This window comes from Shewanella jiangmenensis (assembly GCF_018596335.1).
Lineage (GTDB): Bacteria > Pseudomonadota > Gammaproteobacteria > Enterobacterales > Shewanellaceae > Shewanella > Shewanella jiangmenensis.
The window spans coordinates 91,873-116,160 of the sequence record NZ_JAHEPS010000007.1 but is presented as its reverse complement, the minus strand read 5'-3'; the positions used below and the strand labels follow the sequence as shown (position 1 = coordinate 116,160).

Sequence of the window (24,288 nt, the reverse complement as noted above, 5' to 3'; positions counted from 1 at the left end):
AACTAATAGTCTTGGAACTGAGAGATCCGTGGAATTGAGAGATGATTGAAACATTAACCCAGTCGATTCGGCCTTTGGATCCACATCGGGTTCGCTTTCAGGCCATGGCGAGCGACTGTGAACTGCTGTTTATCGGTGTGAGTGATCTACAAGCCAAGGCTCTTGCTGAGCTTGCAGAACTGGCCATCACAGAGGTTAAGCGCATCGAAGCCAAATACAGCCGTTATTTGCCAGGCAGTGAGCTTAACCGCATCAACGGCCTTGCAGGCAACGACATTTGCATTGATGCCGAAACCGCGGGGCTGCTTCAGTTTGCTGCCGACGGTTACCGGCTATCAGGTGGGCTTTTTGACATTACTGTGGCGCCGCTACAACGCCTGTGGGGCTTTGGCCTGAATGAAAAGTGGCTCCCCACAAATGCCGACGTTCAAGCTACCCTTGAACACATCGGCTTTGAGAGGCTGCGCTTTTACAAAGACAAAGGCAGTTGGCGACTCTTTTTACCCGCAGGTATGAGCCTCGATTTTGGCGGTATCGCCAAGGAGTATGCCGCTGACAGGGCGCTGCTGTTGATGGAGCGCCATGCTAAATCACTCGGGTTTGATGTTGCTGTGCTGGTAAACCTTGGCGGTGATATCGCCGCGAGTCGCTACCCCTGGCAGATTGGCGTTGAAGGTATTAATCCTGTAAATAAGGCGTTGGAGCGGCGCGAAAACGCGGCTGGGCTTATTGGATTTCCAGGTGGCGGCCTTGCCACCAGCGGCGACATCAAGCGTTTTTTGCTGGTGGACGGTAAACGCATAGGTCATATTCTGTCGCCCCAAACCGGTTATCCGGTCCCCACTGCGCCGCGCTCAGTCACTGTGCTTGCACCAAGCGCATCGGCGGCGGGGATGCTGTCAACCTTGGCGATGCTTAAAGGTGAGGGCGCAGAGGCGTTTTTGGACGCCGAAGGGCTGGTGTTTATGGTGCAGCGCGGCGAAGCCGTCTCTAATTAATTCAGCACAAATAAGCTCATCAAAAAATCCAGGCACAAAAATCGTCTAAAAAGATCTTCATCAGAACGCGCCGATAAAAACACAGCGATAGAAAAATAGCTTATAAAACAGCGCTAAAGAAAAAGCAGCCCTGGGGCTGCTTTTTGCTGGCGGAGCACTGAGTTTTATATAGTCCCGAGCTGAGTGTTTGGCACAGTCTTGAACCCTGAACCCTAACGCTAAGCAGGAACCAGAAGTTAACTGCCTCGTGCTATCGCATTCAACTGCCTGATTTGGATGAATTCACCATCACGGTCAGTGTCTGGCCCGGGGTCAGATTGTTGCCTGACAACTGGTTCCAGTGTTTCAAATCCGATACCCGCACATTGAATTTATCGGCAATCACCGACAGCGAGTCGCCGCGCTTAACCTTGTAGGTCATGGCGCTTGCTTTGGCTGCGCCTGCGCTGGCGCTGGTTTTGGTAGCCGCATTGGCGACCTGCAAAACCTGGCCCGGACGAATGACACTTGCTGACGATAATCCGTTCCAACGCAGCAAATCGGCAGTTTTAACCTGATGCTGTTTGGCAATTTTCGACAGGCTGTCGCCGGACTTTACCTGATAGGTGCTGTTGGCGGCCAACTGGGTTGTGGCTGAGTCCAGCAATTCGGTAGCGCTGTTCGCCGGCACCATCAGGGTTTTACCCGCTGACAGGTTATTGTTTTTCATGTTGTTGGCCTGCTTGAGTACCTGTGGTGTGGTACCAAAGCGGCTGGCAAGCATGTTCAGGCTTTCCCCGCGCTTAACTTCGTATTTGCGCCATTGCACCCGCTCTTCAGGCGGCACCTGCGACAGGGCTACCACAAAGTTTTCGGCCTTTTCTACAGGCAACACCAGACGAAATGGCCCCTTGGGCGCCGTTGCCCATTGGTTGAAGCCGGGGTTTAGTGCCTTGATTTCGGACACAGGTAACTCGGCAAGCTCGGCGGCAAGCTTAAGCTCAATCTGGCTGCCGACGTCGACCACATCGAGGTAAGGCTCGTTGCTGACAGTGGGCAGGGTAATGCCGTATTTGTCCGGATCTTTAATCAGATCGGCAAAGGCCAGCAAATTCGGTACGTATTTGCGGGTTTCCTTTGGCAGTGGCAGTGCCCAAATGTCGGTGGATTTCCCTTCACGCTCGTTGCGCTTGATGGCGCTCAGCACCCGACCTTCACCGCTGTTGTAGGCGGCGATGGCGTAATACCAGTTGTTACCGGTTTTATCGTACAGGTATTCGAGTAAATCGGCGGCGGCCTTGGTGGAGGCGACTATGTCGTTGCGACCGTCGTACCACCAGTTCATCTTCAGGCCAAAATAGCGGGCCATGGGCGGCGTTAATTGCCACAGGCCTGATGCGCCGGCATGGGAAGTGGCTTCGGGGTCGAAGGCACTTTCAATAGCGGGCAGCAGTGCCAACTCCAGCGGCAGCTCGCGGCGCTCGAGTTCATCTACTATGTGGTACAAAAACGGCTCGGAGCGGGTGAAGATCTGCTCTAGTAACCTCGGATCGGCCAGCAGCCGCTTACGATACGGTGCTATGTAGGCTTCGTTTTCCAGATCCAGCTGCATGCCGTTTTGAATGCGGCTCCAGAGATCTTCTGATCCGGTCACCACTTCATCGTGGTGCAGATCGTCATGGTGAATTTTGTCCACCAGAAGCGGCTGCTCGCTCGCCACTTTGGGCTCGGCGGTCGTTGTGACGGCCGTATTCTGACAGCCGGACAACACCAGAACGCCCCCGGCTAAAAGGTAAGTGATATATCGCATTAAAAGAGCAACCCTCGTTTTTTTATTGCTATTCTGATGCCCTGCCTGGCTGGTGCGCGGCACGAGTGTGCGTGTATCGAACGCTGTGGAACAAATCCTTGTGGAACAAAATTGGCGGCTATCGTACCCGAAAAGTTAAAAGTTGTCTTTCCATTGGCGCAAAAGCGTGAAGCACTCAAGATCGGAATCGATCGTTTTTTGGAAGCGATCGCCCACCGAATGCCTGATAGTTGGCGAATTTGTGCGCAAAAATGGATTGATGGCGCGTTCTCGGCCAAGGGTGCTGGGAAGGCTTGGAATTCCCATTGCACACAATTTATCCACCTCGGCGGCATATTCTGTCAGCGCTGCATTATCGGGCTCAGCGGCCAGGGCAAACTTAAGATTGGCGGCCGTGTATTCGTGGGCGCAAAACACCCGAGTGGTGTCAGGTAGCGCTGCAAACTTTTGAAGTGATTGATAAAGCTCACAAGCTGTACCTTCAAACAAGCGGCCGCAGCCACCGCTGAACAGGGTGTCACCACAAAAAAGCGCATCATCAATCACAAAAGCGAGGTGATCCAGGGTATGCCCCGGCACTTCAAGCACCTGCAACGTTAAGGTATCCGCCGCCGTATCGCCCGGTTTGCTGTCGCCAAGGCTACTGTTGTCAGCAAGAGGGATAGCAATCCGCTCGCCGTCCTGGCAGCCATGGTCACTGTGCTTTGATTGCGTTGGGCCATAGACGGTCAGAGACTGTGCCATCCCAGCCGCGCGGGCTTTAAGCGCAGCTATGCCACCGGCGTGATCGCTGTGATGATGGGTCAGCAAAATGCCTTTAAGTGTCAGGGCGCGCTCTTCCAGCACAGCGATAACAGGCGCCGCATCACCCGGGTCAACCACCAATGCCTGGTTATCTGCCAGTGTGATGAGCCAAATGTAGTTGTCGCGAAATGCCTTGATGGGACTGACGCTGAACATAAGTGCCTCCGTAACGCTGAATTCGGGCCGAAGTGTGGCATCAAGACTTGGTCAGGTACAGTGAAAATCTGTTAACGCGACAGTTTTCAACTTTCTGCTAACGGCTATCTGACTGACATCTGCGGAAAAATTAAGATATGCTACAGACACCCGCCACTCAGATACGCTTTTGGATATGGTTGAGCAAACTAGCCCCTGGCAAGCCTTACCGGCTCATCCCCATGTGCGGGACGCCGTAAACCAGACGCTGGCGCCCTGGTGGCCCAAGGTGTTTGGCTATCACTTGCTTAAACTGGGGGCGCTGGCCGCGAGTCTGGATTCGTCCGATTGCAGTATTGGCCATCAAATAACCCTCGACAGCGCGCCGGGCTTTGGGGTGCAGGCGAGCTTTTCGCAATTGCCATTTCAGAATGCCTGTATCGATGCGGTGCTGATGAGCCTGCTTTTGGAGCAGGAGAGTGACCCTTATCGGGTGCTTCGCGAAGCAGATCGGCTGCTTATCAGTGGCGGATACCTGTTTATTGTTGGCTGTAACCCCTTATCGACACTCTTTACCGGCAAGTTGCTGCCATCGTATCGCGAGCGCTTTCCCTGGCAGGGACGATTCTTTTTGCCCTCGCGGGTGCGTGATTGGCTGGGGCTGCTCGGTTATCAGGTCATCAGCGATGAGCGCTTTTTTTATCATCCCATGATTGGCTCGCCCGAGCGGTTTGGCTTTTGGCAGGATGCATTGCAGGCCTGGCTGCCGGGCGCGGGCAGTTTGTATCTGCTGGTGGCCCGTAAAATTGATATTCCGCTTACGCCTGTTGGGGTTAAACGCAAAGTGTCACAGCCAAGTTGGTCCACGGCCACCAGCGCCGGGCGCAGCAGCCGAAGCCTGAATAAGCACAGCAGCTCTAAGTTAATCAGCGCGGAGTTAATCAGCTCTAAGTTAATCTGCTCTGAGTTGATCAGCGCGGAGTTAATCAGCACTGAGTTAATCAGCGCTGAGTTGCAGGGCAACCCAACGGGAGAACAAACCCGGTGAAAATGACCCTTCGGCAGCTTGAAGTATTTGAAGCTATCGCCCGAGCCGGTCAAGTTGGCCGTGCCGCGACGCTTCTTGGCATGACCAGCCCTGCGGCGTCCATGGCGCTTGCCGAGCTTGAAAAGCAGCTTTCGGTGCGGCTTTTCGAGCGGGTCGGCAACAGGTTAAGCCTTAATGCCCAAGGCGCCCAGCTTTTGCCCCTTGCCACGGATTTGCTGCAGCAGGCGCAAAAAATTGAAGGCCTTTTCAGCGGCGCAGCCTCAGTGCTTGCCGGTGAGCTTAAGGTCGGTGCCAGTACCACCATAGGTAATTATCTGCTTGCCCGCGCTGCGGTGGCCTTTGGTCAGCAGCATAACGATGCCATGGTAGATGTCTCTATTCACAATACTCAGCAAGTGATTGAGCAGGTTGCCAACTTTGATGTGGAGCTTGGCTTTATTGAAGGCCACTGCGTGGACAGGCGCTTGCACGTGACCCCCTGGCATCAGGACAGCCTTAAGGTGTTTTGCCATCCGGCCCATCCGTTTGCCAATGCCGTGGTAAATGCCGCTGACATCCGTCATCAGCCCTGGGTACTCAGGGAAGAAGGCTCGGGCACGCGGGAGTATTTCGTCAACGCCGCCCACGAGCTTGGGCTGCACCCCGAGGCGCGGTTTTGTTTTTCCACCGCCGATGCGATTAAGCTTGCGGTCAAACAGGGCGCCGGGCTTGGGGTGCTGTCGGATCTGGCGCTGGAGCGGGAGCTGCTCAGAAAGGAGCTGGCGCTTGTGGAGGTGGAGGGGCTTGCATTACGGCGCCAGTTTTATCTTATCCGCCATAAAAGCCGCCAGCCCACTGCGCTTGCTGAGGCGTTTGTGGGCTTTTGTCAGAACTTTTTTGATATTCGCTCGCCGTTTTAAGCCCTGATAGAGCTGCAGTAGAGCAGTGCCATGGCAAATGGCTTACGCGAGATAGCGTTTACGGCGTATAGCCTTCATCCACCGTGGTGGGGTTTGCTTCGGCGGCGCTGCGGGCGAGGGTGTCACAGCGCTCGTTTTCTTCATGGCCGGCATGGCCTTTAACCCAGCGCCAGTCTACTGTGTGCTTGGCAGAGGCGGCATCGAGGCGTTTCCATAAATCGACATTTTTGACCGGGGTTTTACTGGATGTCACCCAGCCTTTTTTCTTCCAGCCGTGGATCCACTCGGTGATCCCCTGGCGCATATACTGGCTGTCACTGGTGAGAACCACGTTGCAGGGCTCTTTAAGGCTCTCGAGCGCCACTATGGGGGCGAGCAGCTCCATGCGGTTATTGGTGGTGAGGGCAAATCCGGCGGATAACTCCTTGCGGTGCTCTTTATATATCATCACCACGCCATAGCCGCCGGGGCCGGGGTTGCCCAGGCAGGAGCCATCAGTGTAAATCCGGATCTGTTTCAGTTCGCTCATCAAGTTGTTACCATAGTCGCGTTTTGGCATAGTCGCACTTTGGCGCGAGTATAACTGTTTTTTGCCTGATAAAGGCCAGAATTTCCTATGAATATCATTTCGAACGCCGAAAGGCAGATCATTCTCGATACCGAAACCACGGGTATGAACCAGGGGGCAGGGGCGGTGTACCTTGGCCACAGGATCATTGAAGTGGGCTGTGTGGAAGTCATCAACCGCCGCCTGACCGGCCGCACCTTTCATCGCTACATCAATCCGGGGCAACTGATTGATGAAGAAGCGATTGCAGTACACGGGATCACCAACGAGCGGGTGGCCAACGAGCCACGCTTTCATCAGATAGCTGCCGAATTTATCGAGTTTATCGACGGCGCAGAGCTTGTGGCACACAACGCCTCGTTCGATATGGGCTTTATTAACCACGAATTTTCGATGCTTAATCCCCGTGGCCCGGTGGTTGAAGACATCTGCAACGTGGTCGATACCCTGGCGGTGGCCAAGTTTTTACACCCCGGGCAGAAAAATAACCTCGACGCCCTGTGTAAGCGCTATGGCATAGACAACAGCCGCCGTACTTACCACGGCGCATTGCTCGACGCCGAAATTCTGGCCGACGTCTACCTCATCATGACCGGCGGCCAGACCAAGTTTAACCTGAACGCCGATGAGGGCGGCCAGTCCGATGGCGGCATCATTCGTCTTGATGCCAACCGTCCTGCCCTTAAAGTTGTCCGCGCCACGGCCGATGAAGAGGGATGTCATGAAAAACGGCTTGATTTGGTAGGCAAATCGGGCAAATGCCTCTGGCGGGGATAATCACCTTGTTCAATACAGTGCGCGCAGTCGTGTTGCTCGGTCTGCTGGGATTGCCAACCATGGCACCGGCGGCAGATGCTGTCCCCAAAGAGCAGGCGCGGGAGCTTAAAAACCGTTTTCGCATCGACCATATGGTCGAGAGCATGACACTGGTGGTGCAGCGCGAATACGGCTCGGCGCCTGTGGTGGTGATTTTGCCTGATGGCAGTAAATGGTACGCCAATCGTCACCCCGACACGGTTAAATGGACCGATGGCGTGACCGGCGACATCATCAGCATTGAGCATCCACAGCCTGGGCCCTGGCAGCTCACCGGAAGGGTTGTCGAAGGCTCAACGCTTAAAATGCTGAGCAAATTGTCGGTTGAAATCGACCCGCTGCCGCAGCCGCTGTTTCAGGGCGAGCGAGTGAAGATTTTTGCCCGCTTGATGGGCGATAACGAGCGGCTTCGCATGCCCGGGCTTGATTATCTGGTGGAGTGGACAGCCCGTTTTGAGAGTAACCATCAGCCGGGAGATGAAAACTTTGCCGCCGGTACTATTACCGTCGGAAGTTATAAGGACGACGGTGAAGCGCTCGATGAAGCGCCGGACGACGGGGTGTTCACCGGTAAAATCAATCTGAGTCAGCCCTGGGGCCACTATAAATTTATGGTGCGGGCCCGTAACAACGTGTTTGAGCGCGAGCAGGAAACGGAAATTGTACTGTCGCCTCATCCGATTTCAGTGTCGCTGATTGAACCTGAAGATCCGCTCACCCAGCCCTACAAGCTTGATATCAAGGTTAATGCCGAGGCGCTTAAGCTGGAAGAGACTCACCTTGAGCTTGAAATGGTGGGGCCGGCGGGCTTACAGCTGCCCTTGAGTATTGCAGGGCTCACCGAGGGGCAAACCGAATTCACCCTGCCGGATGCGCACGAATTTGGCAGTTATCGCATCAAGGGGGATGCCTTCAGCACGACCCTTGGCGGGCGCGAAGTGGTGCTCAGTCTTCCGGAGCAGTTTTTCAACCTGATTGAGCCGCCGGCGCCGCCGCCAAGCCCGGAAGAGATTGCCGCCAAAGAGGCCGCCATCGCCGCCGCCGAAGAGGCCAAGGCCAAAGAAAGCGCCATGATGGTACTAATAGGCGTGAATCTGGTGCTCTTGCTGCTCGGCATTGGCGCACTGATTTTCTGGCGTAAACGCCAGGCGCTGAAAAAGGCCCTTGCTGCAGCCGCCGCTGAAGCCCGAGCCGAAGAGGCCAAAAAGGGCGTAAAAGAGACGCTGGATGACATAGATTTAACCCTGCCAGATGACTAAGTCAGGCAGCCAACTGATTGAAAACCTGAGCTAAGATTTTGTGCTGCTCAATAATTGCGCGCTTGATTGCGGAAGTGTAAAAAAGCCATTGACCGGCGAATTCTGCCTCAGTAATATTTCGTCACCGATTGGGGAGCGGTAGTTCAGTCGGTTAGAATACCGGCCTGTCACGCCGGGGGTCGCGGGTTCGAGTCCCGTCCGCTCCGCCAATACTAAAAGAGCTCAAGCTATTAAACGCTTGGGCTTTTTTGTTTTTCCCTCCTGTGTTTTTGTCGCTTGATTTTCATTCCCCAGTTCTCATTTTTCATTCCTAATTCCTTGGCACCTTATTACTCAATCATTTTCTCTACTCGCTTGTTCCCGCTTGCTGTGACCATCCATAAACCCAGCCTCAGTGGCTTTCTTGACCGCGTCAAACCAGCAAGCCTGTACCGTGATGTGCTGCCATATTCCGCCGTCATCTTTGTTGATGAATTGGCGCTATGCTGTATCAAGCTGTTAATTTTTAGCGCTAAAGCGGCGCTGTGCGGTACAAGCTGATGGCAGTTCATTAAAAAATCGTTAAGATGGAACTGGCACAGATGACTGCCCCGGCGGTTGTTGTATTTCATGGAATTCTGTTCAAGGACACTTTTATGGTTGAACATATCACCGGCATTCTGGCACTGATTGGGGTGCTGTCGCTGTTTTGCCAGTGGCTGGGTTGGAAACTGAGGCTACCGGCCATTTTACCTTTGCTGCTGTGCGGCCTGTTGCTGGGGCCTGGGCTTGGTTTTTTAACCCCGGATGCCGTGTTTGGCGATCTGCTGTTTCCGATTATCTCTTTGGGCGTTGCCATTATTCTGTTTGAAGGTGCGCTCACGCTTAACTTTAAAGAAATCAAAGATATTGGCCGAATGGTAACCCACTTGGTCACCATAGGCATGGTGGCGACCTGGGTCGCAATCTCCCTTGCTACTCACTATTTTATGGGCTTTGACTGGGCGCTGGCCTGGCTTTTTGGTGCCCTGGTGGTGGTAACCGGCCCGACGGTAATTGTGCCTATGCTGCGAAGCGTGCGGCCCAAGTCGCAGCTTGCCAGTATTTTGCGCTGGGAAGGGATAGTCATCGACCCGATAGGCGCGGTACTGGCGGTACTGGTGTTTGAATACATAGCTGCGTCGCAGGATGCCACTGGCCATATTCTGACGTCTTTTGCCTCAATTCTGGCGCTCGGTTTTGGTTTTGGTGCTGCCATGGGCTATGTGGTGGGTTGGGTACTTCGTAAAGATCTGCTGCCACATTATCTGCGTAACACCGCGGTACTGACCGTGATGCTCGGCACCTTCGTCGGCTCAAACCTGCTGCAGGAAGAGTCGGGCCTCCTTACTGTGACCGTGATGGGTATTTGGCTTGCCAACATGCGCGGGGTGGATATTGCCGATATTCTTGAATTTAAAGAAACCCTGACGGTGCTCCTTATCTCGGCTTTGTTTATTTTGCTGGCAGCACGGCTTGATTCCTCGGCGATGCTCGATTTGGGCTGGGGCGGCATAGGCGTACTTGCGGTCACCATGTTGGTGGCGCGTCCCTTGTGCGTGTGGATTTCGGGCATAGGCACCAGTTTAACCAGCCGCGAGAAGTGGTTTTTAAGCTGGATGGCGCCGCGGGGGATTGTGGCGGCGGCAGTGTCATCGCTTTTTGCCATCAAGCTTGAAGAGCAGGGCGTGCCGGGGGCCGAGAAGATTGTGCCTTTGGTGTTTACCATCATTATCGGTACTGTGGTTATTCAAAGCCTGACCGCCGGCACCTGGGCGCGCATTTTAAAGGTGAAGGCGGAGCCTGCGCAGGGGCTGTTGATGTTTGGCGCATCGGCGTTTTCACGTGAGTTTGCCAAGCAGCTTAAGGCTAAGAATATTAAGGTGATTCTTGCCGATACCAACTGGGACAACATTCGTCTGGCGCGCATGGACAATATTCCGGTGTATTTTGGTAATCCCGCCTCTGAGCATGCTGAAACGTATCTTGATTTGACCGGCATAGGTCGGGTACTGATTGTCTCGCCCTACCGGCAACTTAACCCGCTGGTGAGCTTTTATTATCAGGACTATTTTGGCGCCGAGAAGGTCTTTGGCCTGAATAACATGGAAGGGGCGACCAGTGCCCGCCATCTCGCGTCCGAAGAGTACATGAAACGGCTTTGCTTGTTTGGCGATGCGGTGTCTTACGCCAAAATCGCCAGCCAGATGGCCAAGGGCGCGGTCCTCAAAAGCACCACACTGCGGGAAAGCTTTACTATGGTGGAGTTCACCCGCCGCTATGGCGATAGTGTGTTGCCGCTGGTGTACATTAAAAATGAGCGGCTGCACATCATCACCGCCTCTACTGAAATCCCTGCCACCGGTATTGAGCTTATCAGCCTGATCCCGATTGAGGCGCAGCTGCACGCCAAACTGTCACAGGAGCGCGAGCAGCAGGAAAAAGAAGCCCGTGATCAGGCCGCCCGCGAAGAGGACGCGCGCCAGCAGGCTTTGGCGCAAACCGAGTCGCCGCTAGAGGGCGACGACACGCAGAACACTGAGAGTGGTTCACCCCAGCCCGATACGCCCGACAACAAGCCCGTCGGGGCCTGAGCTCAGTAAGCTTGAGTACCGCAGTAATATGGTAACGACTCAAGCTGTGGTAACTCAGTTGATGGTATTAATGCCCTGGATGTTGAGCGAGGACATTGAGCGACGAAATTGAACGAGGGTCATGATCCTGAGTCTGGATGTATGCGGCGTTGATGGCCGGATATCGTTGATGATTGCTGGTATCCGTGCCCCGAGAGTAGACCACTCAAGATAGAAAACCCTGAACAGACAAAAGGCGCCCTTAGGCGCCTTTTTCATTGGTATTGCGGTTGGCTTATGCTGCCTGCTCGCGATTGCTGCGCGCTTTGGTCATGGCGGTCAGCTCGATTGGGTCGAAGTCATCCACGTTGATGGATTTCATGCGGCCAATCTCGGCTTTTTCCAGCAGGGCGATTTCGGCATCGGACAGAATACCCAGCGCTTTGCCTTCGCCGGCCACTTTATCAAGCCACATAAAGGGCAGACGCTTACCGGATGCCTTGCAGACTTTGTCGTACAGCGGCTCAGCGGCGAGGATGTCCTTGAAGGTCTGTTCCTGCACACCAACGGCGTTGTTATCACAGGCTTCCCAGAATTGACCCTGACCGAGGCGCTCACGGCTGGCACACGGGGTTTGCATGATTTTGGCAACCTTGTGATCCAGCACATCGCTTGGGCGCTTGATAGGGCGGCCAAAGGGCAGCAGCAGCACGCGCAGCACGCCGCCAAGACCGGCCGGGAAGTTATCCAGCAGCTCATCCAGAGACGCTTGCAGCTTGAACAGCGCATCTTCCACAGCCCACTGCAGCAGCGGCAGATCTTCAGTCTGACGACCTTCATCCTGATAACGCTTCAGCGTGGCAGAGGCCAGATACAACTGGCTCAGCATATCGCCAAGACGGGCTGAAATACGCTCTTTACGCTTGAGGTTACCGCCAAGGGTGGCCATGGCGAGATCCGACAGCAGTGCCAGGTTGGCGCTGAAGCGGTTCATGTGCTGATAGTAACGCTTGGTTTTGTCGCTGTAGGGCGCGTTGGAGAAACGGCTGCCGGTCAGGCCCATCCACACACTGCGGATGAGGTTGCTGATGGTAAAGCCGATATGACCAAAGAGGGCGGCGTCGAAGTTATTAAGACCCTGACGCGCGTCTTTATCAAACGCAGACTCCATTTCGGCCAGCACATAAGGATGGCAGCGAATGGCGCCCTGACCATAGATGATCATCGAGCGGGTAAGGATGTTCGCGCCTTCCACGGTAATGGCGATAGGCGCTGCCTGATAACCACGGCCCAGATAGTTGTTGGGGCCAAGGCACACGCCCTTGCCGCCGTGGATATCCATGGCATCGATAACGCATTTTTGCATGCGATCGGTGAGGTGATACTTAACTATGGCCGAAATCACCGATGGCTTTTCACCGAGATCAATACCCGTGGTGGTCAGCGAGGTTACCGCGTCCATCAGGTAGGCGTTGCCACCGATGCGGGCCATTGGCTCTTCAATGCCTTCGAGTTTACCGATAGGCAGCTTGAACTGACGACGGATGCGGGCATAGGCACCGGTTGCCAGCGCGGCGGTTTTCACGCCACCGGCAGAGTTGGATGGGAGGGTGATACCACGGCCAACCGACAGACATTCCACCAGCATGCGCCAGCCTTGACCGGCCATTTTCGGGCCGCCGATGATAAAGCTTAAGGGCACAAACACGTCTTTACCGCGGGTCGGGCCGTTTTGGAACATGCAGTTAAGCGGGAAGTGACGACGACCGGTTTCCACGCCTTCCACATCGGTCGGAATAAGGGCGCAGGTAATGCCAAGCTCTTCTTCGCCGCCGAGCAGACGCTCAGGATCGCGCAGTTTAAACGCCAGACCCAGCACAGTGGCAACCGGCGCCAGAGTGATGTAGCGCTTGTTCCAGGTGAGCTTCATGCCGAGTACTTCTTCGCCTTTCCACATGCCTTTGCAGACAATGCCGTAGTCAGGGATAGAGCCTGCGTCTGAGCCGGCTTCGGGGCTGGTCAGGGCAAAGCAGGGCACTTCAAGGCCTTTGGCGAGACGTGGCAGGTAGTGGTCCTGCTGCTCGGGCGTGCCGTAGTGCTGCAGCAGTTCACCAGGGCCCAGGGAGTTGGGTACGCCAACAGTAGAGGCCAGTTCACTGGACACACCGGCAAGCTTTTGCAACACGCGTGACTGGGCGTAGGCAGAAAACTCAAGGCCGCCGTATTTCTTTTTGATGATCATCGCAAAGAAACCATTGTCTTTCAGGTACTGCCACACGTCAGCGGGCAAGTCTGCCAGCTCATGGGACACCTGATGCTGGTTCACCATGCGGCAAACTTCATTCACTGGACCATCAAGAAACGCCTGCTCTTCGGCAGAGAGACGGGCAATCGGGTAGTTGTGCAGCTTTTTCCAGTTCGGGTTACCGGCAAAGAGATCGGCTTCCCACCAGGTGGTACCGGCGTCGATGGCTTCTTTTTCGGTAGAGGACATTTCAGGCATGATGCCACGGTACACTTTAAGCAGTGGTCGTGTGAGCAGGCTCTGACGAATGCTGCTGATGTTCAGGGGCAGGGCGAGGGCCAAAAAGATGATGCCGCCCCACAGGCCAACAACATCCAAGGTCCATCCAGCGGTCATTACGATTGCAGCTGCAGCGGTGGCGGTCATCAGCGAAACCCGCAGATAAGCGCAGGCTCCGAGCACCACAAGCAGCGCAATACTCCAAAGTAGGGTAGTCACTCTCGTTCTCCTTTATTCATAACCCTTCTCCAGACGGGTCATATGCAAGCGATCCTGATCACAAGTATAGTGTGTGGTCAGACCTGTGTCGCATAAAAAAGTAAATCCAAGCGCCACCGAATACAAGCATTTTTCAAACAAATGTTTAAATATTTTCCGCGCCGGTGCCATTCCCAATACCAAGGGCCAAAGTTACAATCAGTTAGTTGTTGTTTGAGCGTCTTTTTGAGTGCCTTTGTTATGTGCGAATTACTGGCCATGAGTGCCAATGTGCCGACCGATATTGTGTTCAGTTTTACCGGCCTTGCCGAGCGCGGCGGGGTAACCGGCCCCCACGTGGATGGCTGGGGAATTACCTTTTACGAGGGTAAGGGCAGCCGTACTTTTAAAGATGCCTGTCCGTCGAGCCAGTCTCACATCGCGCGGCTGATTAAGTCCTACCCCATCAAAAGCGAAACTGTTATCAGCCATATCCGCCAGGCCAATCGCGGCTGTGTGGCGCTGGAGAACACCCATCCCTTTGACCGGGAGCTATGGGGCTTTAACTGGACTTATGCCCATAACGGCCAATTGACCGATTACAAAGAGAAATTTGCGCTGCGCCGTTTTCGTCCGGTTGGCGATACCGACAGTGAAATGGCCTTTTGCTGGCTGCTGGAGCAATTGGTTAAGCGCTTTGGTGATGAGCGGCCCGGTGATATGCCTGCGGTGTTTGCCTATGTGGCGAGTCTTGCCAACGACATTCGCGCGCTGGGGGTGTTTAATATGATCCTCTCCAACGGCCATTACCTGCTCAGCTTTTGCACCAATAACCTGTGTCACATCACCCGCCGGGCGCCGTTTGGCAAGGCAAAATTGATTGATACTGAAGTGGTGATTGATTTTGACAAAGAAACCACCCCCGACGATGTGGTGAGTGTAATAGCCACCCGGCCACTGACCGGCAATGAGGCCTGGCAAATCATGCAGCCCGGGCAGTGGCAGCTGTTTTGTAAAGGCGAGATAGTGGCAGGCGGCCAGTTTGGCGCGCCTGACGCCGGGGCTTGAGTCTGACGTTCACCGCAGTTTGCGGCCGCGTGTTTTGCGGCTGTTTTTTTGAGGTTGCGTGTTGATTTGTGCGTTTGCGCTGCCAAGCTGCATTGCTCACACTTGAACCGCTCATACTTGAACTGCTTAAACGTGAATTGCCAGCGCGTGCCTGACTGACTTAAACAACAAAAAGCAGACGACAAAAAACAGTCAACACTAAGTCGATAACGAAAAGTAGACAGTAAAAAGGCCGGGTGTATATCCCGGCCTTTTTGTTGTCGTGCTACGGCAAAGAACGCTGTTCAGATAGCCTTACTTATTAAATAAACTCTTTTAATTTGCCGAGACAGCTGCGGGCGTCTGGGTAAAGCGGTAGCCGGTCAGCTGCACGTCCAATTGTTTATCGCCTTTTTCGAAGTGGGTCATACGAACCGGCAGATACGCCAGCTCCGGCGCCATCCACACCACGGTTTTCCGTTTGTTATTGTCGCGGATAACCTCAAGTTTCAGGGTGTTGTAGGTTTTGCCGTCAATGGTGATGGCTTCTGGCCCAACCCGCTTGAAAGAGTATTCATCCACTTCGTTGTCTTTGACCATGTGATACTCAAGCTTTTCGCTGCCGGCGAGCAAATCCATCCGGAATTGCAGCTGCACCATCATGGTATCAAACAGTTTGTCGGTAAAAGGCAGCTCCACGTGCTCGCCCTTGTAGTTGCTGCGCACGATGGATTTGTCTTTCAAAAACGCCACCTGCTCGCTGAAATCCGGTCCGGTGCCGGTGCGCTGATGGTTAAACACCATGGGTTCGAGGCCACGTTCCGTCAGGCGGAATTTACTTTTGATGCTGCGCTCGTCGCTTAAAATCAGCAGGCTCAGCTCGCTGGTAAACAGATATTCGTAATAGTTGTCTTTGCCTTGGGGCAGGCTGAAGTGCGCTTTACCAAGCCCGATATCCCCATACATCACCCGGTAGTCGGCTTCGAACGGGGTGAGCGCACTTTGAGGCTGTGCTGCGGTGGTGCCAAAAGAGAGACTCAGCAGAGGTAAGGCAAGAGAGTATAAAAATGTACGCATAACATTCCTTGGCGTTAAAAAGAGAGTTGCAGCATCAGGGTTGCCAGACAAGGCTGCCACTCATATTCAGACAACGCAATCTTGCCCTGGTTCACTTGCACGCCATCCAGACGCAACAGCTCCTGTTGCTCACGAAAAGCGGGGGTGTTGACTGCAAAGGAGATTTTGCCCTGACTGTTGATGACCCTGTGCCAGGGCAGGTTAAGTGAGTCCGGTGCCAGCTTGAGTGCACGGGATACGTAGCGGGCGCGGCCCGGCAATCCGGCCAGATCGGCCACCTTGCCATAACTCAGCACCTTGCCCGCGGGGATAAGGGTCACAATCTGCCAAATTCTTTGCGGTGAGAGCGATTTGTTGCTTTCGCTTTCGGCTTCACTATCTATTTTATCAGCGCCGTGCGCCAGGCGGCCCTGTGCCTTGCTGCGCTTATGCGCTGCAGGCAAGGCGTCTGGGGCAATCATCTGGACTCGCTGACGTCGCATGGGCTGCTCCGGGTTAGATGCAATAAGGCCGCAGGAAAAGTGCGGTAAATTGTGCATGCTTTCATGGGGCTATACTAATCTGCCCGCCGCCCGCACGCCAAGCCTTAGTTAATAAGCCGTTGTTAGGGCTTGTTAAGCGCCCAGCGCCTTAAAGCGCCGCGGCAACATCAAACATACCTGCAGCCCGCCCTGCGGACTTTGCGTGGCGCTTGCTTCACCGCCAATCACCCGCATGCATTCGCGCACTATCGCAAGCCCAAGCCCATAGCCGCCCTGACTTTGATGGCGCGCCTCATCAAAGCGGGTGAAGGGATGAAACAGCGTCTCGAGTTTGTCGCGGCTTATGCCCGGGCCGTTGTCGCTCACCAGGATCCGCAGCCAGTCATCATGACTCTCGGCACTTATCTCAATCCGGCAGGGCTCGCCTGTGGGCGGCGCGGCGTATTTGAGGCTATTGCGGATAAGGTTTTCCAGCGCCCGGTGCAGCAGGGTGCTGTCGGTTTCAAGCATCAGGGGCGGCTCGCAAGCAGGCTCAGGCGCTTGCTCTGGAGCAGACACTGGTCCAAGCGTGGCACTTTTAATCCCCAGCCAGTGAATTTGTTGTCCCTTGGTGGCTTCAAAATGGCCGTTATGGAGCAGCGTCTGCATCAGGGTGTGCAGGTCAAAACGGCTTGGCTTGGGCTGCTGGTAACCACTGGCAAGGCGGCTGTAGCTTAGCAGGGTATCGATAAGTTGGCTGAGTCCCTGATTTTCATCGAAGATACGCCGCAAATACGGCGCGCAGTGGCTTGGTGTGTTCGTGCCGGGCTTGCTCTCTTCAAGCTTGCTCTTGCTGGGCTTAGTCTCGGCAAGCATGCGCTTGTTTGTTGCATTGTTGCTGGGCTCAGGGGTAAGGTCGGCCATCAACAGCTCACAGGCCAGTTTTTGCCGCGCCAGCGGGGTTCTGAGTTCATGGGAGATGTCGCGGATAAGCCGCTGCTGGGTTTCCAGAGTGCGCTGGATAACGCTCGCCATATCATCAAAATCCCGCGCCAGCTGATAAAACTCCGGCTCGGCGGTAGAAAATTGCTCACCGATGCGACAATTAAGATTACCACCGGCCAGTGCCCGGGTGCCCTGCTGCAGGGTTGACAGCGGCCGGATGAGGTAATGTCCCAGCAACCGGCTGAAAAGCCACAGCAAAACCAGACCCACACTCACTCGTATCGCCCACAGGCTGTAGTGCAGATCCCGCGCCGGATGCAGCTCGGCATTAAGCTGCACCGCCAGCAGCAGTGGCCCACTGTCATCGAAACTGGCGTAAATCGGCAGTCCTATCAGGGGTTTTTGTACCCGATCACCCAAAGCCTGTTCCGGCCCGAGTAAAAACTGCAGTTTGAACACAAAATGCGGGTGAATGGGCCTGCCGCTGACTCCCTCGAGCCTCGCATCAATCACATGCAAACTGAATGGCTGCGCCGCTTCCCAGCGCGCCAGCGCCGCCTTGTCACCGGCTTTCACCAGGCTTTCGGCCTGCTGCGCCAGTTGCTGCAATTGATGTCGGGTCTCTTTTGGCAGCATCAGCAGTTGTTGCAGCACCAGCGATTCTATCAGGCTTGCCAGCAGCAAAATCACCAGCAGTGAGCAACCAAAATAACCGAACAGACGCCATTGCAGACGGGCAAACGCGGGGTGATGGGGGAGTTTCATGAAACTGGGACTTGTCAAATAAAAACTATTCTCATTATACACCCATAGATCCGCTTCCCAAAGGATTGGCAAATGGCAAAATCCAGCTATACTGTATAAATATACAGTTATTGGGCTTATTTTGAGTTTTGTTTGAGTTTAGTCTGAGTTTGAACTGAGTTCTGAATTGAGTCGGCGCCGAGTTTGACAGCTAGGTAACTGCTGTAGCACATGCCTGAATAGCAGCGAGGTGGCCTGCCTGAACATGCCGCAGGCGGCTGGGGGATGACATGTAACTGTTGTTCAAAAGATCAATTAGCGATGTCGTTTAAACCTGCGGTGTTAAAGATGCGGCATTAAATATGCGGTTTATCAATGCCCTCGGCAGCGCAGTAAAAAAAGGTGAGCCATGAAAACCAGTGCAAAAGATCTCCCCGGCCAACTGGGCCGCGCCGATATCTGGCTTGGGCAGGAAACCTGCCGCGAGCCCGGATATTCCACCGGCATTGCCGCTCTGGATGCGGCCTTGCCCGATGGTGGCTGGCCGCGTCATGGGGTGTGTGAGCTCAGTTGCCCCGTTGCTGGCTCCCAATCCTTGCTGCTGCTGACGCCGCTTTTGCGCACGCTCACCAGGGAGCGTGACTGCCCGGTGCTGCTTGTCGGTGCCCCCTGGCAACTTAACCCGGTGTATTTGCTGCAACATGGGCTCAGGCCTGAGCATTTTTGTCAGGTGTCGCCTGCATCACGCAAAGATACCTTGTGGGCGATGGAGCAAAGCCTTGGCAGCGGTGGTTGCCGCTTGCTGCTTGGCTGGCTCGACAGGCTGACGCTGACCGAAGCTAGGCGCCTGCAACTGGCGGCTGAAAAGGGCGCTTGTTTGGCCATCATTCTGGTGGATGAACCGACCGCGGGTAATCCCTTGCCGCTGCGACTGGGGATAAGCCCCGCAGGCGGCACGCCGTCTCTGCTTAGCAATAGGCGCAGCAGCTTGCCCACGCACCCCGGGCAGCTTGAACTTAAGCTGCTTAAACGGCGCGGCGGACAGGCACAGGAGAGCCTGCTGCTTGATGGGCTCTCGCCGCTGCTTGCCCGATATTTGCCCGAGCAGGGTTCGCCGCGGGTGGTGCAGGGCCCTTGGGGCGTGCACTGATGCGTTGGCTTGGTGTATGGCTGCCCCAGTGGGAGCTGGATTATCTGCGCCATATTCACGGCTTTTCGAAGGAGACGCCGCTGGTGCTGTACGATGTTGCCCGCGCGGGGGTGATAAAAGCCTGTTCGCAGGCGGCCCGCTTTGGTGTCAGTAAAGGGCAGAGCATGGGCAGCGCAGCCCAGCTTTGTCATACACTGCAGCCTTTTCGTGATGAGCCATCGCTGCATCAGGCGGGTTGTGACTGGCTGTGCCTGCATGGATACAGTTTCAGCGCCAGGGTCGTACCGCCGCCGGCATCTGAGCTGATGTTTGAGCGCTGCCACGATGTGCTGCTGCTTGAAAGTGGCTCGATGGCGCAGCTGTTTGGCGGTGAGGAGGCCTTTGCAGCGGCCTTTGCCTCTGCGCTCTCGGCGCTGGGGTGCCAATTTTCCATGGCATTTGCCGATACGCCGCTGGCGGCCGGGGTACTGGCAAGGGCTGCTGGCAGCAGCAACAGCAGCAACAGCAGCAACAGCAGCAAAGATAACGACAGACACCGCAGCAAAGATAATGGCAAGTACCAGGGTAACGCAGATAATCGCCGTCACAACCGGGGCGATAGCCAGAGCCAGAACGCGAGCCTGAGACAGAGCAAGAACGCTAGCCTGAAGCCTACGTCTGCCACACTCGCCGCGCTGGCGCCATGTCCACTGGCCTTTTTGCCGCTGCCGGAAGCATTGCTCATGCGTCTTGAAGGCATGGGGCTTGATGTTATCGGCGCGCTGCTTTCCCTGCCGTCATCTGAGCTTGGGATCCGCTTTGGCAATGAATTGGTGCTGCTGCTTTCAAGGCTTGTCGGCAAGCAGCCGCATCCGCAGCCCTTTTACAGCCCGCAGGAGCAATATACTCAGCGGCTTGAGTTACTGCATGAAGCCGAAAGTCTGTCTGCGCTGGTGTTTGTGCTTGGGCGTATGTTTACGGAGCTCGCGCTGTTTTTACGTCAGCGGCAACTGGCGGTGTCGATGCTGGAGCTGGTGCTGCATTACCGCGCTGTAGAGCATGTTGACCGCCAATATGACATGCAGGGGCATGAGATTGAAGGCTTAAAGATTGAGGACCTAGAGACTGAAGGCTCAGCTATATATCCTGCGTCCCACAGCCGTATTGCGCTGGCGTACCCTTTTGCCGAATACAGCGCCGAGGGGCTGCTGGCTTTGTGCCGCTTGCAGTTGGAGCGCTTTTCGCTGGCTGCGCCTGTGATGGCACTGACCATACAGCGCTGCCATTTTGTACCGCGAAGTGCGGCGCCTGGCAGCGCACTGGAGGACAGTCACAGGGCGAGTCTTAGCCTGCTGGCAAGACTGGAGGCAAGGCTTGGGGCAAGCAGGATAAAACGCCTCGGCGCGCGTTCGGCGCTGCTGCCGGCCCAGTGCGTTGAGCTTCATCCCATGGCGGCCGGAAAAACGGCGGATAACGGCTTCTTGCTGCAGCATATCGACGGGCTGGGGTTTGCCTGTCGCCCACCCTGGCTGTTACCCACGCCGCTGCGGATTGATGAGGAAAAGGTGGTGCTGCTGCGCGGGCCGGAGCGGCTGCGTGAACCCTGGTGGCAAGCTGCGCCCAAGAATGACGGCTGCGGCGACAAACATGCCGATGCAATTGGCGCTAACATCGGCGTTACAAGCGGCGCTCAAATCGACGATACAAGCGGTATCGAGCGCGGCGAAACAGCCAGTGCAAGCATTAGCGAAAGAGATAGCGAAAAAGCCAGCACAAGGACTGGCACAAGGCACAGTGAAGGCAGTCGTGGAAAATCCGCTAAACGCAAGGGTAAAAACGTCTGTCACCAGTTGAGCGAATGCGCGGGTGGCCAAAGCAGTGGAAATGCCTGTGACCAGAGCTGCGAATACTCAGGTGTCCAAAGTCTAGAAAACTCAGTTGTCCAAAGTCACAAAAACTCAGGTGAGAGCCGCGAATACTCAGTTGTCCAGAACCGTGAACACTCAGTTGTCCAGAGCCTCGGAAGCACTGCTGAAAGGTGCGGCGCTGCGCGGGATTATTACCTTGCCCGTCACAGCGATGGCGGCCTGTGCTGGGTATTTCGCCGCGAAGGTGAGCCCGGGCTATATCTGCAGGGGTGGTTTTGATGTACGCCGAGCTTCATGCCATCAGCAATTACAGCTTTTTGCGCGGCGCATCGCACCCCCACGAGCTGGTGGAAAGTGCCGCTGGCCTTGGCTATCAGGCCATCGCCATTACCGATGAGTGTTCGGTGGCCGGCGTGGTGAAGGCCCATGTGGCGGCAAAGGCGGCGGGGATCAAACTGATTGTCGGCAGTGAGTTTCAGCTCGAGGAGGGCACCTTTGTGCTGCTTGCCCAAAGCCGGGCAGGCTATGGCGCGCTGTGCGAGCTGATAAGCCGCTGCAGGCGCCGGGCGCCCAAGGGCGAATATCGCTGCATTCTCGATGATTTGTTAACCCCCATTTCGGATTGTCTGCTGCTGTGGCGCCCTTCGCGGCTGCAAAACCCGGCGGGTGATATTGCCGATGCAGAGCGGTGCTGGCTGGATACCCAAACGCAGCTCGCGGCGCGGCTTAAGCCCTGGCATGGGCGGTGTTATCTGCTGGCAGAGCAGCACCTTGAGGCCGGCTGCAGTCTGTGGCAGCGTTATTTGATGCTCCTGTCAAAGCGCTGCGCCATTCCCTGCGTTGCCGCTGGTGGCGTGCTGATGCACAGTGCCACTCGCCAGCCACTTTTGGATGTGCTCACCTGCATTCGCTTAGGCCTCAGGCTCGATGAGGCCCAAGGGCACTTATGCCAGAACGCTGAGCATTACTTAAGGCCGCTTGCCAGTATTCAGCGCCGCTATCCCAGGGATTGGATTGCCAATACTCTGGCAATTGCCAGCCAGTGCCACTTTTCGCTCGATGAGCTCAGATACGAATACCCGGCCGAGCTGGTACCCGCGACCTTAAGCGCCAGTGAATATCTTGCCCGTGAGGTGGCCAAAGGCGCGCGGCGCCGCTACGGTTTAGCGGTACCTGCTGCGGTAAAACGCCAGTATCTGGCCGAACTTAAGCTTATCCATGAGCTTGAATACGAGTACTTTTTCCTCACCATTTACGACATAGTCCGCTTTGCCAGACGCAAACGGATCTTGCATCAGGGGCGCGGCTCTGCAGCCAATTCGGTGGTGTGTTTTTGCCTTGGGATCACCGAAGTGGATCCCACCCGGGTCAATATGCTGTTTGAGCGCTTTATTTCCAAAGAGCGCCATGAGCCGCCCGATATCGACGTGGACTTTGAGCATGAGCGCCGCGAAGAGGTTATCCAGTACCTGTACCGCAAGTATGGCCGGCAACGGGCGGCGCTGGCTGCAAGCGTTATCACTTACCGGCTGAAAAGTGCCATAGGCGAGGTGGGTAAGGTGCTGGGGATGGACAGAGAGCTGGTGGCAAGGCTGATTCAGGGCATCGACAGGCGCGATCCGAGTCACCCCTGGCGCGAGCAACTGGCGGCGCTGCTGCCCGGCGCCGACATCTACCTTGAGCTGGTGCAGTCGCTGCTCGGGTTTCCGCGCCATTTATCCCAGCATGTGGGCGGCTTTGTGATTTCCGCCGGACCTTTGTCTGAGCTGGTGCCGGTAGAAAACGCCGCCATGGATAACAGAACCGTTATTCAATGGGATAAGGACGATTTGGAAGCGCTGGGGCTCCTTAAAGTGGACATTCTGGCGCTTGGCATGCTGAGCGCCATCCGCCGCTGTTTTGAGCTGATTTCGCGCCACCAACAGCCCTTTGGGATGCGGTCAATCAAAGCCGAGGATCCCAATGTCTATCGTATGCTCTGCCGCGGCGACAGCATGGGGGTGTTTCAGGTCGAATCCCGGGCGCAAACCGCCATGCTGCCTCGGCTCAGGCCCGCCTGTTATTACGATCTGGTGATCCAGATTGCGATTGTGCGCCCGGGCCCCATTCAGGGCGACATGGTGCACCCGTTTCTTCGGCGCCGCAAAGGATTGGAGGCGGTAACTTACCCCAGCGACGCAGTCAAAGCTGTGCTTGAGCGCACCATGGGGGTGCCGATTTTTCAGGAGCAAGTCATTAAACTTGCCATGGTGGCCGCAGGTTTCAGCGGCGGTGAGGCGGATGCGCTGCGCCGGGCCATGGCCAGTTGGAAACACACAGGCAAGCTGTGGCCCTTCGAGCAAAAGCTGCTTGATGGCATGGCCGCGCGGGGTTACAGCCAAGACTTTGCCCGGCAGATCTTTCGCCAAATTCAGGGATTTGGCGAATATGGCTTTCCGGAGTCCCACTCGGCAAGCTTTGCGCTGTTAGCCTATGTCTCTGCTTACCTTAAGTTTTATCATCCGGCGGCCTTTTGCTGCGCGCTGCTGAACAGCCAGCCGATGGGGTTTTACAGCCCATCGCAGCTCCTGCAGGACGTGCGCCGCCATGGGGTGGAGGTGTTTGATGTGTGTATCAATCACAGCCAGTGGGACTGTGATCTTGTGAAAACCGCCACCGGCTTTGCTATCCGGCTTGGTTTTCGGCAGGTAAAGGGCCTGAGAGAAAGCGCCATGCAAAGGCTGGTTGCCATTCGCCCAGCAGCGGGATTTGCGCACTTGAGTGAGGTGAGTGCCTTGCTTGACCGCCATGCACTGGAGCTGCTTGCCGCTGCCGATGCTTTCAGGCTGCTGAGTGGCCATCGATTTCAAAGCCGCTGGCAACTCTCGGCCCGTCAGGCAAGCCTGCCGCTGTTTGATGACTTACCTGAGCCGCTGCAGCCGGGCGGCGCAGAGCCAAGCCTTAGTGCCCCCAATGCGGTGCAGTGTCTTAAGGCGGATTATCGCAGCAAGGGCTTAAGCCTTGGGCAACATCCGATGGCATTACTGCGAACTGCCGGTTTGCTTGGAAAATCTTTGACAGCAAAAGCGCTTGAAAACACCCGCCATGGGCAGCTGGTCACTGTTGCCGGTGTGGTGACGGGCAGGCAGCGACCCGGCACTGCATCGGGCGTTACCTTTATTACCCTTGAGGATGAAACAGGTAACACTAACCTGATTGTGTGGATGGGCACAGCAAGGGCGCAGCGAAAGCCCTATCTGACATCAACAATTTTGAAGGTGAATGGCACAGTGGAGCATGCCGATGGGGTGACCCATGTGGTGGCCGGACGGCTTGAGGATATCTCCCATCTGCTCGATAGCCTCAAGGTTACCTCGCGGGACTTTCACTAGCGCTCACTGGGCTTAAT

Annotated in this window: 16 protein-coding genes, 1 tRNA gene and 1 pseudogene; 11 read left to right on the top strand and 7 right to left on the bottom strand. The window is 55.6% G+C overall.

The annotated features are described in order from the left end of the window. The first annotated feature begins 41 nt into the window (after positions 1-41). Positions 42-998 (top strand): FAD:protein FMN transferase, encoded by a 957-nt coding sequence (locus tag KJI95_RS16010; protein ID WP_214508192.1) that lies wholly within the window; start codon positions 42-44, stop codon positions 996-998. A 259-nt stretch (positions 999-1,257) separates the two neighbouring features. On the opposite strand, the gene KJI95_RS16005 is transcribed toward KJI95_RS16010, so the two are convergent. Beyond that, positions 1,258-2,787 (bottom strand): lytic transglycosylase, encoded by a 1,530-nt coding sequence (locus tag KJI95_RS16005; protein WP_214508191.1) that lies wholly within the window; start codon positions 2,785-2,787, stop codon positions 1,258-1,260. A 135-nt stretch (positions 2,788-2,922) separates the two neighbouring features. Further along, positions 2,923-3,747 carry a hydroxyacylglutathione hydrolase gene (gene gloB, locus KJI95_RS16000; protein ID WP_214508190.1) on the bottom strand — a complete coding sequence of 275 codons (825 nt, stop codon included), beginning with the start codon at positions 3,745-3,747 and terminating at the stop codon, positions 2,923-2,925. A gap of 175 nt (positions 3,748-3,922) precedes the next feature. Here gloB and KJI95_RS15995 point away from each other — a divergent pair. Together KJI95_RS15995 and KJI95_RS15990 are read left to right on the top strand one after the other, a co-directional pair. Next, a pseudogene (locus tag KJI95_RS15995) lies at positions 3,923-4,639 on the top strand (class I SAM-dependent methyltransferase); the annotation flags it as partial. Between the two features lie 131 nt (positions 4,640-4,770). Continuing rightward, complete coding sequence (locus KJI95_RS15990; protein WP_214508188.1) at positions 4,771-5,673, top strand: LysR family transcriptional regulator; 903 nt, start codon at positions 4,771-4,773, stop codon at positions 5,671-5,673. Positions 5,674-5,731: 58 nt separating this feature from the next. Here the strand turns inward: KJI95_RS15990 and rnhA are convergent, their stop codons facing one another. Continuing rightward, on the bottom strand, positions 5,732-6,202 hold the full coding sequence (gene rnhA / locus KJI95_RS15985) for a ribonuclease HI (RefSeq protein WP_214508187.1): 471 nt from the start codon (positions 6,200-6,202) through the stop codon (positions 5,732-5,734). A gap of 87 nt (positions 6,203-6,289) precedes the next feature. Between rnhA and dnaQ the strand changes: the two genes are divergently transcribed. The 4 genes from dnaQ (at position 6,290) to KJI95_RS15965 (ending at position 10,928) form a co-directional block, all read left to right on the top strand. Continuing rightward, positions 6,290-7,018 carry a DNA polymerase III subunit epsilon gene (gene dnaQ / locus KJI95_RS15980; protein WP_214508186.1) on the top strand — a complete coding sequence of 243 codons (729 nt, stop codon included), beginning with the start codon at positions 6,290-6,292 and terminating at the stop codon, positions 7,016-7,018. A gap of 59 nt (positions 7,019-7,077) precedes the next feature. After that, a complete protein-coding gene (locus tag KJI95_RS15975; protein WP_250885896.1) occupies positions 7,078-8,316 on the top strand; it encodes a TIGR03503 family protein in 1,239 nt (412 codons plus the stop codon). 132 nt (positions 8,317-8,448) lie between these two features. Further along, positions 8,449-8,525 (top strand) — tRNA-Asp (locus tag KJI95_RS15970). Positions 8,526-8,951: 426 nt separating this feature from the next. After that, entirely contained in the window at positions 8,952-10,928 is a 1,977-nt protein-coding gene (locus KJI95_RS15965) for a cation:proton antiporter (RefSeq protein WP_214508184.1), read from the top strand. A 274-nt stretch (positions 10,929-11,202) separates the two neighbouring features. On the opposite strand, the gene fadE is transcribed toward KJI95_RS15965, so the two are convergent. Beyond that, positions 11,203-13,650, bottom strand: a complete 2,448-nt coding sequence (gene fadE, locus KJI95_RS15960) for an acyl-CoA dehydrogenase FadE (RefSeq protein WP_214508183.1) — start codon at positions 13,648-13,650, stop codon at positions 11,203-11,205. Between the two features lie 240 nt (positions 13,651-13,890). Between fadE and KJI95_RS15955 the strand changes: the two genes are divergently transcribed. Next, entirely contained in the window at positions 13,891-14,697 is an 807-nt protein-coding gene (locus KJI95_RS15955) for a class II glutamine amidotransferase (protein ID WP_214508182.1), read from the top strand. Positions 14,698-15,012: 315 nt separating this feature from the next. Here KJI95_RS15955 and KJI95_RS15950 read toward each other — a convergent pair whose 3' ends face one another. The 3 genes from KJI95_RS15950 to KJI95_RS15940 form a co-directional block, all read right to left on the bottom strand. Beyond that, complete coding sequence (locus tag KJI95_RS15950; RefSeq protein ID WP_214508181.1) at positions 15,013-15,753, bottom strand: DUF3108 domain-containing protein; 741 nt, start codon at positions 15,751-15,753, stop codon at positions 15,013-15,015. Between the two features lie 14 nt (positions 15,754-15,767). Beyond that, positions 15,768-16,235 carry an MGMT family protein gene (locus tag KJI95_RS15945; RefSeq protein ID WP_349356751.1) on the bottom strand — a complete coding sequence of 156 codons (468 nt, stop codon included), beginning with the start codon at positions 16,233-16,235 and terminating at the stop codon, positions 15,768-15,770. Between the two features lie 132 nt (positions 16,236-16,367). Next, complete coding sequence (locus KJI95_RS15940) at positions 16,368-17,924, bottom strand: HAMP domain-containing sensor histidine kinase (protein WP_214508180.1); 1,557 nt, start codon at positions 17,922-17,924, stop codon at positions 16,368-16,370. Between the two features lie 388 nt (positions 17,925-18,312). Between KJI95_RS15940 and KJI95_RS15935 the strand changes: the two genes are divergently transcribed. From KJI95_RS15935 to KJI95_RS15925, 3 genes are read left to right on the top strand one after another with little or no spacing between them, the layout of a single operon-like run. Beyond that, positions 18,313-19,053, top strand: coding sequence for a SulA-like leucine-rich domain-containing protein (locus KJI95_RS15935; protein WP_214508179.1), 741 nt, complete (start codon positions 18,313-18,315; stop codon positions 19,051-19,053). Beyond that, positions 19,053-21,179, top strand: coding sequence for a Y-family DNA polymerase (locus KJI95_RS15930; protein WP_214508178.1), 2,127 nt, complete (start codon positions 19,053-19,055; stop codon positions 21,177-21,179). The genes KJI95_RS15935 and KJI95_RS15930 overlap by 1 nt, the downstream gene beginning before the upstream one ends. Continuing rightward, entirely contained in the window at positions 21,179-24,271 is a 3,093-nt protein-coding gene (locus KJI95_RS15925; RefSeq protein WP_250885885.1) for an error-prone DNA polymerase, read from the top strand. Before KJI95_RS15930 ends, KJI95_RS15925 begins: the two co-directional genes overlap by 1 nt. Positions 24,272-24,288 lie beyond the last annotated feature (17 nt).